The organism is Providencia sp. PROV129 (assembly GCF_028482245.1).
GTDB lineage: Bacteria > Pseudomonadota > Gammaproteobacteria > Enterobacterales > Enterobacteriaceae > Providencia > Providencia vermicola.
In genome coordinates this window covers 1-12,338 of record NZ_JAMPQD010000019.1, presented here as the reverse complement: position 1 = coordinate 12,338, position 12,338 = coordinate 1, and the positions used below count along the sequence as shown (strand labels likewise).

Below are 12,338 nucleotides of genomic sequence, written 5' to 3'. Positions count from 1 at the left end.
TTTAATTTTGGTTAGTTTTGTTTTTTATTTTGATTTTTGTGTGATTGTTCTTCTTCAATGAAATAAACCTATGATTTTTCCTATCACTCCCCCCTAAGCTGTACAAAATCTGTTAGAATATGCCCCTGTTTTTTTATTTCATCATTTCTCGCCTTTCTGTGCGGGAGGGTTGTGTTGACTTTCAGTATGGATAAATGAAAGTAGGACACAGGGGATTTTAAAATGGGTAACGGGTAATTAAAAATTAATTACATTTCGTCCATTTTTGTAATTTGGAGGTTTTAATGGCTGTCGCTCCTAACAAACGTTCGGTAATGACATTGTTCTCAGGCCCAACTGACATTTTTAGCCATCAGGTACGTATCGTCCTGGCAGAAAAAGGGGTTAGCGTCGAAATTGAACATGTTGAACCTGGTCATCCGCCTCAAGATCTCATTGATCTCAACCCGTACCAAAGCGTTCCGACACTCGTTGATCGTGAGCTGACTTTATATGATCCGCTGATTATCATGGAATATCTTGATGAGCGTTTTCCTCATCCTCCATTAATGCCTGTTTACCCTGTCGCGCGTGGAACTAGCCGTCAATTAATGCATCGCATTGAAAAAGACTGGTATTCTCTGATGCACAAAGTAGAAAAAGGCAGTGCTCAGGAAGCGGATAGCGCGCGTCGTCAACTAACGGAAGAGTTAATTGCCGTTTCGCCTGTTTTTGCTGAAATGCCATTCTTTATGAGTGATGAATTTAGCTTGGTTGATTGCTACTTAGCGCCGCTGTTATGGCGTTTACCTGTACTGGGTATTGAATTGAAACCTGCTAATAGCAAACATTTACAGATGTACATGCAACGTGTATTTGAGCGTGATGCATTCTTAGCATCTTTGACGGAATTAGAACGCGAAATGCGTCTGTCAGCAAGAGGCTAAAAGTATGATGGAAATGACAGCAATGTCACCACGTCGCCCTTATCTGTTACGTGCCCACTATGAGTGGCTACTCGATAACGATATGACCCCGCATTTGGTGGTTGATGTCACTGTTCCTACTGTTAACGTTCCAATGGAATTTGCTCGGGATGGGCAAATTGTATTGAATGTTGCACCACGTGCTGTGGGTAACTTTGAAATTACCAATGACGAAGTGCGTTTTAATGCACGTTTTGGTGGAGTTCCTCGTCAAGTGTATGTCCCAATGGCCGCAATTATGGCTGTGTATGCGCGTGAGAATGGTGCAGGGATGATGTTTGAACCTGAAGCAGCCTATGATGCACAAATATCTTCTGATTTTGAAGACGTAGATGATTCGCAAGAAGAAGGGATTTCATTAGTTCAAGATAGCTCATTAGTTGAGCATAGCGCTGAAGAACCTTCGGATGATGAGCCACCAAGACCACCAAAAGGCAGACCTGCGTTAAGAGTGGTTAAGTAGCAAATTCACTTCATGTTGATAGAAAAACAGAGGGATTTTCCTCTGTTTTTTTATGTTCTTCTATACCCCTAAAAAAAGTAAAATACCCTCGGCGGCACTGCGTCCATCGGCAATTGCATTGACAACCAGGTCTGAACCTCGAACGGCATCCCCCCCAGCAAATATTTTTTCATGGGAAGTTTTGAAAGGAAACGGGCTATTGCGATTTACACAAATATGCCCCTGCGAGTCAAATTGTACAAGATTATCTTCAACCCAAGGTTGTTTGTGCGGGCGAAAACCGAAAGCAACAATGACGGCATCCGCTTCAATTGTAAAATCTGAATTTTTGATAGGCTCTACGGCGTTTCGTCCCTCTTTGAGTTCACCATTTTGGGTGCGGACGACAGAAATTCCGCGGACTTTTTGAGCCCCATTCAAAAGAATCTCAGTGGCTTGTAAATGAAAATAAAATTCAGCCCCTTCTTCAATTGCATAATTTATCTCTTTTAGTGAAGCAGGCATACTTTGTTTGTCACGCCGATATATACAGGCCACCTGCGAAGCACCTTGGCGAATCGCTGTTCGCACACAGTCAATTGCAGTATCACCTCCGCCGAGCACAACCACATTTTTTCCCTGTAAATCGATATAAGGTTCAAGAGGTAAAGGTGGGAGTTGCATCAAATGACGTGTGTTAGCTATTAAATAAGGTAGGGCATCATAACAGCCCTGAGCGTCATTCCTGAGCAGTTCACCTTTAATTGCACTGTATGTACCTGTTCCGAGGAAAATCGCGTCATAATCCGTCTCAAGCGTATTGAGATGTATATCCTTGCCAATATCGATGTTAAGTTGAAATTGAATTCCCATTTTAGTGAAAATGTCGCGTCGTTGTATCATGACCTGTTTTTCTAATTTAAATGCGGGTATCCCAAAGGTTAATAAACCACCAATTTCGGGGTGTCTATCAAATACAGTCACTTGTACACCATTACGCGCTAAAACATCTGCACACGCAAGGCCAGCAGGGCCTGCACCAACAATAGCAACACGGAAATTCACTGGCGTGACATGGGAAAGATCAGGCCGCCAACCTAGAGAGAATGCGGTGTCATTGATATAACGTTCTATGTGTCCAATGGTGACAGCGCCAAAGGTATCGTTCAATACACAGGCCATTTCACACAGTTTATCTTGTGGACAAATGCGGCCACAGATTTCAGGTAAGCTATTGGTATGATGAGATAATTCAGCGGCTTCAATAATACGACCCTCCTCTGCTAATTTTAGCCATTTAGGAATGGCATTATGCAAAGGACATTTCCATTCACAGAACGGACTACCGCAGGAGAGACAACGGCTTGCCTGTTGCTGCGTATTGTTGACATCATCAGGCTCATAAATTTCGACGAAATCTATTTTTCGAATATTGACTGCTTTTTTTTGCGGTTCATTTCGCGGGAGACCGATAATTTTGGCATTCATGGTAGTCCTTACTGAACTTAGTCTGATTTTACATCATACAGTGCGCTTTGAAGCCTAAAGCTTAGCACGACAAAAGTCAGTATAAGTCGCACGATTGATCTATTTTTCAAACGATTATGATGAAAAGTAACCCGAGATACATTTTTACTCGAGCTAAAACAAAGAAAATACCTGATTGTTATTTATCATTAATGATAAAAAATGGCTATTGAATGAGCAGGATCGACATTTTGTATTAATAAACATCCGAATCTGCCCTGTTTGATATATGATTCAAAGAGAATTTTACTAAGGGGTGGTTATGAAAGTACTTCGCGGCCTTGCGCAATACTATGTCGATTTGATGATGAAACTTGGATTGGTGCGATTTTCACTATTACTCGCATCCGCACTTGTTGTACTCGCCATGATAATGCAAATGGCGGTCGCTATCTTCTTGCGCGGGCATGTAGATAGTTTAGATATGGTCGGGTCTATTTTCTTTGGGCTTATTATCACTCCACTTGCGGTTTACTTTCTGTCTGTTGTGGTGGAACAACTGGAAGAGTCACGCCAACGATTATCGCGTATGGTGGATAAGCTTGAGGTAATGCGCAAGCGTGACGCTGACTTAAACACGCAATTACAAGGAAATATAGAGCAGCTCAACCTCGAAATACTTGAGCGTGAAAAAGCGGAACGTGCACATTTAGAATTACTTGAACAACTTAAGCAAGAAATGAAATACCGTGAGCAAACTCAAATTGAACTTGAGCAGCAATCGGTATTGTTACGCTCATTCCTTGATGCCTCCCCTGACTTAGTTTATTACCGTAATGAAAATAACGAATTTTCGGGTTGTAATAGGGCAATGGAACTTCTGACTGGGAAAAGTGAAAAACACTTAGTTGGGCTAACCCCTCTAGATATTTATGATGTGGAAATCGCTTCTAAAGTGATGGAAACCGATGAAAAAGTTTTTCGCCATAATGTTTCTCTAACCTATGAACAATGGTTGGTTTACCCAGACGGTAGAAAAGCCTGTTTTGAGCTACGAAAAGTGCCATTTTATGACCGAGTTGGCAAACGTCATGGCCTCATGGGTTTTGGGCGCGATATAACAGAGCGTAAACGTTACCAAGAGGCATTAGAGAGCGCGAGTAGGGAGAAGACCACATTTATCTCAACAATCAGCCACGAGCTTCGTACTCCCCTTAACGGCATTGTTGGCTTGAGCCGAATATTGTTAGACACTGAGTTAACTTCGGAACAATCTAGCTATTTAAAAACGATTCATGTCAGTGCAGTGACATTAGGAAATATTTTCAACGATGTCATTGAGATGGATAAGATCGAGCGCCGTAAAGTTCAGTTGGATAACCAGCCAATCACATTATCGGAGTTTGTGAATGATCTCGAAAATTTAAGTGGCTTATTAGTTCAGCCAAAAGGGCTTAAATTTGTCATGGATGTCGCCCCCGCATTGCCGAAAAAAGTACTAACTGACGGGACGCGCTTGCGCCAAATATTATGGAACTTAATTGGTAATGCAGTCAAATTTACACAACAAGGGGAAGTCAAACTCAGCATCTGGCAAGAGTCTGAAAATAAGTTGTTTTTTAGGGTACAAGACAGCGGGATTGGTATCCCCAAAGATGAGCTAGATAAAATTTTTGCAATGTACTACCAAGTAACAGATTCTGCGGGTGGTAAGCCTGCAACGGGAACGGGGATTGGACTTTCTGTATCTCGCCGGCTAGCACAAAATATGGGGGGAGACATCCAAGTTGAAAGTCAAATAGGCGAAGGTTCTACATTTACGTTATCTATTTCTGCGCCTGTTGTTGACGATGAAGTTGTGGAATTTGAAGAAAATGATGATGATTACCCATTACCTGCTTTGCATATTTTATTAGTGGAAGATATTGAGCTAAACGTTGTTGTGGCGTGCTCTGTATTAGAAAATTTAGGGAATACAGTTGATGTCGCAATGACAGGCAAAGATGCGTTATCCATGTTCGCACCTGGTGAGTACGATTTAGTCTTATTAGATATTCAGCTACCAGATATGACAGGGTTGGATATTTCAAGGCAACTGAAACAGCAATATGACAAGGAGGATTTACCTCCACTCATCGCACTGACCGCAAATGTGCTTAAAGATAAAAAAGAGTACTTTGATGCAGGTATGGATGGCGTTTTAAGCAAACCATTATCTGTTCCAGCGCTGACTCAAGTTATTGAGCAGTTTTGGGGCGAGCAAGCCGCTCACTCTGAAGACGAGGTTCAAAGCGATATCCCTAAATCAACGGTTGATGAATCAAGGTTAGATTGTGAAATGTTGGAGCAATATATTGAATTGGTTGGCCCTAAATTAATTTATGATGGGCTAGACGTATTTGAAAAAATGCTTCCAGGCTACTTAGCAATTCTCGATTCTAATATGGTTGCAAAAGATCAAAAGGGTATCGTGGAAGAGGCTCATAAGATTAAAGGTGCAGCGGGTTCTGTGGGCTTAAGGAATTTACAGAAAATAGCTCAGCAAATCCAATCTCCTGATTTACCAGCTTGGTGGGATAATGTACAAGAATGGGTTGATGAATTAAAACAGGATTGGAAAGACGATATAGAAACTTTAAGAAACTGGGTTGATGTGCGCACAAAAAAATAACCCCAACCGAAGTTGGGGTGCGCGAATACTGCGCCAACACCAGGGAAATCGTTGATTTGCATGTGGTTTTCATTCTAGGCAAATCGTTAAATTAGGTTAATCGCGGTAAGCAATAACATCAAGATACCAAAATTTAGCGAATCTGTTACAAGATTCATTAAAATCTGTGATGAAGATTGATGTTTGCCTGCCTTATCGCTTGAGAGATAATTTACTACAAATGGAGCAAGATATGAAATCAATTGCGGTTATTTTAAGTGGCTGTGGTGTATTTGATGGAAGTGAGGTTCATGAGTCAGTATTAACAATGTTGGCATTGAGTCAAAATAATGCTGAAGTTCATTTTTTTGCACCTGATGAATTACAACCGACTGTTATAAATCATATAAATGGAAAAGAAAAAACAGAAAAACGTAATCAACTAGAGGAATCGGCCCGTATTACACGTGGTAAAATATCCCCTTTGTCCTCTGCGGATGCCTCTAAGCTGGATGCGCTCATTATTCCTGGTGGGTTTGGTGCGGCAAAAAATTTATGTGATTTTGCAGTTAAAGGAAGTGACTGTGAGATTAATAAAGAACTATTAAGTTTAGTTCGCCAAATGCACCAACAAAAAAAGCCTCTAGGGCTGATGTGTATTGCACCTGTTATGCTTCCGAAAATGTTAAATACATCAGTGAAATTAACTATTGGTGATGACAGCGAAACGATTGCTCAAATAGAAAATATGGGAGGAGAACACATCAAATGTTCAGTTGATGACATTGTTGTTGATGAAGTTAACCGAGTTATAACAACCCCTGCTTATATGCTGGCACAATCAATTTCTGAAGCAAATACAGGGATTAATAAACTCGTTAAGAAAGTATTGGAAATGGCGTGATTATTTGAATGCTAACTATTGTTTCTCGATTATGGCGCGGGTTAAAGAAGATCACAATTTCATTACTTCTGGTGTGGTTTTGTACTGTCATTGTCTTTAAATATGTGCCCGTGCCATTCTCAGCGGTTATGTTTGAACGCCAAATTAGTGCATGGTTAAACTTAAATTTTTCTTATGTATCTAGCTCTGCTTGGGTCAGTGAAAAACAGATCTCTCCGTATATTTATTTAGCGGTTATCGCATCTGAAGATCAAAATTTTCCACATCATTGGGGTTTTGATCTTGATGCAATAGAACGTGCTTATAAACATAATGTGAACAATAAACAATCAATTAGAGGTGCCTCAACAATCTCCCAGCAGACCGTTAAAAACTTATGGTTATGGGATGGTAGAAGCTGGGTTAGAAAAGGCCTAGAAACAGTGATGACACCAATAATGGAGCTTATGTGGTCTAAGCAGAGAATACTGACCATTTATCTTAATATTGCTGAGTTTGGTGATGGGGTTTTTGGTGTTGAAGAAGCCTCAAATAAATTCTTTAATAAGCCTGCTAGTCAGCTTTCTATGAGTGAGGCTGCACTTTTAGCAGCAGTTCTTCCTAATCCACACCGATATAGTGCGAAATCACCATCTTCTTATGTGTTGAGACGGCAGGCGTGGATATTGAACCAAATGCACCTTTTGGGCGGTAAGAATTTTCTGAAAGTAAATGATATTTTGTCTGAATAAGAAAAAAGCCATAGTTTTTCACTAATGGCTCTTATTCTTATTCGGATATATTATTGTTTATGATTAATTGAGATAAGTGAAAGCCGTCGTCACTCGACGAACACCATCAGTTTCACTGGCGATTTTAGCTGCAGCATCACCCTCTTGCCTTGTTAATACGCCAAGTAAAAAAACCTCACCATTCTCAGTAATCACTTTTACACTACCCGATTTAACGCTGTCACTCGCTAAGATTTTTGATTTAACTTTAGTGGTTAACCAAGTATCTTTGGAAGCAGTACCTAAATCGACAGGTTCACCGTTACGCACTTCATTATAAACGGATACGGTGCCATCAACATTCGAGGCGATTTGTTTGGCGCGTTCAGCCCATGACATGTCAGGACTTTGCCCAGTTAATAGCACATTACCTTTATATGCAGTGGCAATAATTCGTGCCTTACCCGTAATTTCTTTATCTTTATTGAGCTGCCCGCTCACTCGAGCTTCTAATGTGCCATCATCAACTTGCTGGCCAACGGTCCGTGGGTCAGAAGCACTTTTCGTGGCAACAGCGGCAGAGCCAACAACTGCAGCACCAATACAGCCTTGTAAAAGAATCGTACTGATTACTATGGCAAAAATGGGTATTAATCGCATTTTGTCTCCTTAATCATCCTGATGAGGGAAAAGGGTATTATCTATAAGATCACATAGACAATTTACAGTAAGAAGATGAACTTCTTGAATTCGAACACTGCGCTGAGAAGGAATACGAATTTCAACATCTTGTGGGCCAAGCAGGCCAGCAAGCTCTCCTCCATCGTAGCCAGTAAGAGCGACAATGGTCATATCCCGTGTAACAGCGGCTTCAACAGCTTTAATAATATCGCTACTATTACCATGGGTGGAAATTGCCATTAAAACATCACCATGCTGGCCTAATGCTCTCACTTGTTTCGCATAAATTTCAGTAGGTTGCTTGCTACCTGAAATTGCGGTAAGTACCGCATTATCGGTATTCAGTGCAAGAGCAGGAAGACTAGGGCGCTCAGTTTCAAATCGGTGGATCATACTCGCAGCAAAACGTTGTGCAGTAGCAGCAGATGCGCCATTGCCACAACATAAAATTTTGTTGCCATTAAGCAAAGACTGAACCATCATCATAGCGGCTCTAGAAATCGCATCGGGCAGCGCCTCAGCGGCTGCAATTTGAGTTTGAATACTTTCGGTAAAACAAACTTTTATTCTATCTAGCACTGGTTTTTTCCTGTAAAAATTTACCCGTCATTCTTCGCGCTGTCGCTGTGTTGACTGCAATCGCTAACCCTAATCACATACTTTTGTATGCTCATAGGGATTAGCTCACTTGTCGCCTTACGACAACACGAATTATTTAGGGTAAACCCGTCATGTTCACGCTGTCGCTGTGTTGACTGCAATCGCTAACCCTAATCACATACTTTTGTATGCTCATAGGGATTAGCTCACTTGTCGCCTTACGACAACACGAATTATTTAGGGTAAACCCGTCATGTTCGCGCTATCGCTGTGTTGACTGCAATCGCTAATGATAAAGAATATAATAGCTTACTGACGAATATTAGCCTTCATCATTAAAGGCATTTTGTATCCATTCGAATTGATTACCTGTAATAGCACAAATATCAAATCGACAGGCACTGGTTTCGAAACTCTCTTGTCGCTGTGCAAGCCAAATTTTGGCTGCGGCTAATAACTTTCTACGTTTGTGCCAGTTTACTGATAAAAGCGCATCACCGTAATCACAATTTTTGCGAAATCGAACCTCAATAAATATCCAACCTGTTTTATCACGCATGATGAGGTCAATTTCCCCTCCTCGATTTCTCGCATTGCGTTCAATAAAGGTTAGTCCCTGTTTTTTCAAAAATGCGAGAGCTTGATTTTCGTAATATCGGCCTGTTAACCATCTTAAGGGTTTTTGAATTGCTTTCATGACGTCCTTGTCTGAAAAAAGCCATCATCCTGATGGCTCATCTTTTTTTATTGCGCAGGGACAACTTGCCCTTGTTTAAACTGTAACCATGGCAGTTCTCGGAATACCACGCAGTTAGCTTGTGTACTTAATGTTCCTGATGCACCATTGATTCTCACTTGTCCTGCTTGTTGCAGTTTGTCATAGCTATTCGCTAATGACCATGCATCAATACCCATTGCATACAGGCGGAATAACGAATAGTCATTATTCAGTTTTTGTTGCGCCTGTTTGCGTAGGTTATTATTTGCTCCCGCAAGCAGTGGGATTTCGCTAAATTTTACGCCGTCCATTTCAAAACGGTAGTCTGCACCTGAACCTGCTTGGTTGCTACGAGAACTAGTATAAAGTGCAGGGCGAGAGCGAGAACTGATCGCCATTTCAATCATCGGTTTAATCAGTGTGAGTTCATCACGAGTTGCAACGATATAAACAGAGTCAATTGCATCACTTGTTTCGCCTAGCGGGTTACCTGTGTTAACCGGCGTTCCCGTCATTCGAATTCCTGCACCACGGTTAATGGATTCTTTTAAAGAAGGCACTGAACCGAAGGTTTGCATTAATACCGTACCGCCACCTTTTGATTGCCACCCTTGAGCGAAGGCTTTGGCGATTCTATCTCCAAATGCATTAGCAGGTACTAAAACCAATGGCATTTGCTTGCCTTGTGCTCGCATATACGCAGCAGCATTTTGCGCTTCATCCTCAGGAGAAAGCGAAAAATAGCAAAGATTTGGACGTGGCTGTAATTGGTTAGCATCCAACTCATTCAAGGCTAATACGCTAACAGGTGCACCCATTTGTGCGATAGTTTGAACATCATTTTTCAATAGCGGGCCAACAACGAGGTTGAAACCTTCGTTTTTCGCTTGTTCCAGTAATTGGGGCATTTGCTTGCCTGTGGTATCAAACACTTTGATTGTTTGTGTATTCACAGGTGTAGCATCAATTTGTAGGCTAGAGGAGACGATGTCTGTATCTGCGGGGACGTCGCCTGCGGTATTCGCAACTTCTGCATAAATTTGGTCTAGCACATCGTTGCCGCTACTCGGCTGCGGGGCTGTTCTTGCAGGCGTTGCTGAACCTTGAGGAATGCCTTTTTGTGCATCCATAAATCCTTGCATGATGGCCTGACCAAATACTTTGCCTTGGCCGCTCATTGGGAGAAATAATGCAATTTTGGGGCTATTACCGACGCGCGGTAACATTGCTTGAATTAGCTGAGTTGGGGCTAGCGCAGCACCAGGGTTGTTGGAGTAGCGCATTTTCCAGTCGTTAAAACCCGCGCGGAGGGCATCAGGGTCATCTTGGTTATTTTGATAAATATCGAGCAGATCAACCCAGCCTTGGAGAATATTTTCCTCTGCGCCAATTCCGTGAATCTGATCTGGTGTCAACTGTGTTAACATCTTCCATAATCCATCGATGTTAACTTGGCGCTCGGCAGCTGTCTTTAATAATGGTTCTTGGCTAATGTAGGCACGAAGTGCTTCCAGAGAGGGTTTGCCTTGAGCCGCATCAATGATAGCTTGGTAGCCGCTGGCATCGGACGTGCTTTGCTCAGGTGTTTTTTGGGTGGAAGGAAAATAATCTGAGACAATTTGGCACCCAGAGAGTGCAAATGTGGACAGCATTGCTGTGCAGATTAACCCTTTTTTCAAATGCAAAAAAATTGAAGGACGCATACTGTATCCAATGGTGTATTTTTCAATTGCTTAATTTTAAACCGGCTATTCGGATGAAACAATGAACCAACCTAATCAAGCTGTGGTTATGGCATCCACGCTGTATATCGTCCCAACACCGATTGGGAATATGGGCGACATCACGCAACGCGCGCTGGATGTTCTTAAACATGTTGACCTTATTGCGGCAGAGGACACTCGGCATTCAGGCATTTTATTACAAAATTTTGCGATAAATGCACGACTGTTTGCTCTGCATGATCATAATGAACAGCAAAAGGCAGATCAATTAATTAGCAAACTTCATCAAGGTGATAGTATCGCATTAGTCTCAGATGCAGGTACACCTTTAATTAATGATCCAGGTTATCATTTGGTCAATCGCTGTCGTGAAGCGGGTATTCGAGTGGTACCTTTACCTGGTGCTTGTGCGGCGATTACTGCTCTATCAGCTGCGGGCTTACCATCAGACCGTTTTTGTTATGAGGGTTTTTTACCTGCGAAAACAAAAGGCCGGAAGGACGTTTTACAATCACTCGAACAAGAAACACGAACGCTAATTTTTTATGAATCAACCCATCGCTTACTAGACAGTTTAGCAGATATGGTGGAAGTCTGGGGACCAGATCGCCATGTTGTGTTAGCCCGTGAACTGACAAAAACGTGGGAGTCTATTGAGGGGCGTCCTGTGGGGGAGTTGTTAGCTTGGGTGCAAGAAGATGAAAACCGCCATCGAGGTGAGATGGTGTTGGTTGTAGAGGGTTATAAGAAACCTGAAGATGACTCAGCAATTTCACCTGATGTTATCCGCACTCTCAATTTACTGCAAAAAGAGCTCCCCCCGAAAAAAGCAGCAGCGATTACTGCCGAAATTTACGGTTTAAAGAAAAATATGCTGTATAAATTGATGTTAGATAATCAAGGTGATGAATAACTTTTAAGCAAATAGCGCTATCAAGGGCTTAAGTCGTCAATTGCCTGTTCGAAAGTCTGTACAAGCCGTAGCAAAGTGCCTATAATTCGCCGCGGAGTTGGCCAGACAACCGCTGCTTTATCGTAGTCCCTTCGGGAGACGGGTAGAGGGGAGGAAAGTCCGGGCTCCATAGGGCAGGGTGCCAGATAACGTCTGGGAGGCGCAAGCCTACGACTAGTGCAACAGAGAGCAAACCGCCGATGGCCTGTTTACAGGATCAGGTAAGGGTGAAAGGGTGCGGTAAGAGCGCACCGCGCGACTGGCAACAGTTCGTGGCACGGTAAACTCCACCCGGAGCAAGACCAAATAGGGGTTCATATGGTGCGGCCCGCATTGAACTCGGGTAGGTTGCTGGAGCCAGTGCGCAAGTGCTGGCCTAGATGAATGGTTGTCCACGACAGAACCCGGCTTATCGGCCAACTCCCATTTTTTCGTCATACTTCAAGCTGTGCCTGTGTTGGCGTCATTCGTCAACCCTAGTCACATACTGGTGTATGCTCCTAGGGATTTCCTCATTTTGCCGCC

11 protein-coding genes and 1 other RNA gene are annotated in these 12,338 nt (G+C 42.4%); 7 read left to right on the top strand and 5 right to left on the bottom strand.

The features are described from left to right. Nucleotides 1-284: 284 nt before the first annotated feature. Nucleotides 285-926 (top strand): stringent starvation protein SspA, encoded by a 642-nt coding sequence (gene sspA, locus PSF27_RS14235; protein ID WP_206083565.1) that lies wholly within the window; start codon nucleotides 285-287, stop codon nucleotides 924-926. A 22-nt stretch (nucleotides 927-948) separates the two neighbouring features. After that, nucleotides 949-1,428, top strand: coding sequence for a ClpXP protease specificity-enhancing factor (gene sspB, locus PSF27_RS14230; RefSeq protein WP_206083801.1), 480 nt, complete (start codon nucleotides 949-951; stop codon nucleotides 1,426-1,428). A 60-nt stretch (nucleotides 1,429-1,488) separates the two neighbouring features. On the opposite strand, the gene PSF27_RS14225 is transcribed toward sspB, so the two are convergent. Continuing rightward, entirely contained in the window at nucleotides 1,489-2,895 is a 1,407-nt protein-coding gene (locus PSF27_RS14225; protein WP_272681726.1) for an FAD-dependent oxidoreductase, read from the bottom strand. 301 nt (nucleotides 2,896-3,196) lie between these two features. Between PSF27_RS14225 and arcB the strand changes: the two genes are divergently transcribed. The 3 genes from arcB (at nucleotide 3,197) to mtgA (ending at nucleotide 7,159) form a co-directional block, all read left to right on the top strand. Beyond that, nucleotides 3,197-5,545, top strand: a complete 2,349-nt coding sequence (gene arcB, locus PSF27_RS14220; RefSeq protein ID WP_272681725.1) for an aerobic respiration two-component sensor histidine kinase ArcB — start codon at nucleotides 3,197-3,199, stop codon at nucleotides 5,543-5,545. A gap of 232 nt (nucleotides 5,546-5,777) precedes the next feature. Continuing rightward, nucleotides 5,778-6,428 carry an isoprenoid biosynthesis glyoxalase ElbB gene (elbB, locus tag PSF27_RS14215; RefSeq protein WP_272681749.1) on the top strand — a complete coding sequence of 217 codons (651 nt, stop codon included), beginning with the start codon at nucleotides 5,778-5,780 and terminating at the stop codon, nucleotides 6,426-6,428. Nucleotides 6,429-6,436: 8 nt separating this feature from the next. Then, entirely contained in the window at nucleotides 6,437-7,159 is a 723-nt protein-coding gene (gene mtgA, locus PSF27_RS14210; protein WP_272681724.1) for a monofunctional biosynthetic peptidoglycan transglycosylase, read from the top strand. Nucleotides 7,160-7,222: 63 nt separating this feature from the next. Here mtgA and dolP read toward each other — a convergent pair whose 3' ends face one another. The 4 genes from dolP to PSF27_RS14190 all read right to left on the bottom strand — a co-directional run bounded on the left by dolP (nucleotide 7,223) and on the right by PSF27_RS14190 (nucleotide 10,840). Next, nucleotides 7,223-7,798: a division/outer membrane stress-associated lipid-binding lipoprotein gene (gene dolP, locus PSF27_RS14205; protein WP_206083570.1), complete on the bottom strand. Its 576-nt coding sequence runs from the start codon at nucleotides 7,796-7,798 to the stop codon at nucleotides 7,223-7,225. 9 nt (nucleotides 7,799-7,807) lie between these two features. Further along, a complete protein-coding gene (gene diaA, locus PSF27_RS14200; RefSeq protein ID WP_004925390.1) occupies nucleotides 7,808-8,398 on the bottom strand; it encodes a DnaA initiator-associating protein DiaA in 591 nt (196 codons plus the stop codon). 343 nt (nucleotides 8,399-8,741) lie between these two features. After that, nucleotides 8,742-9,116 (bottom strand): YraN family protein, encoded by a 375-nt coding sequence (locus PSF27_RS14195; protein ID WP_206083571.1) that lies wholly within the window; start codon nucleotides 9,114-9,116, stop codon nucleotides 8,742-8,744. A 47-nt stretch (nucleotides 9,117-9,163) separates the two neighbouring features. Beyond that, nucleotides 9,164-10,840: a penicillin-binding protein activator gene (locus tag PSF27_RS14190; RefSeq protein ID WP_272681723.1), complete on the bottom strand. Its 1,677-nt coding sequence runs from the start codon at nucleotides 10,838-10,840 to the stop codon at nucleotides 9,164-9,166. A 61-nt stretch (nucleotides 10,841-10,901) separates the two neighbouring features. On the opposite strand from PSF27_RS14190, the gene rsmI reads away from it, so the two are divergent. Next, complete coding sequence (rsmI, locus tag PSF27_RS14185; RefSeq protein ID WP_206083573.1) at nucleotides 10,902-11,774, top strand: 16S rRNA (cytidine(1402)-2'-O)-methyltransferase; 873 nt, start codon at nucleotides 10,902-10,904, stop codon at nucleotides 11,772-11,774. Nucleotides 11,775-11,867: 93 nt separating this feature from the next. Next, nucleotides 11,868-12,241, top strand: an RNA gene (gene rnpB, locus PSF27_RS14180) — RNase P RNA component class A. The last annotated feature ends 97 nt before the right edge of the window (nucleotides 12,242-12,338 follow it).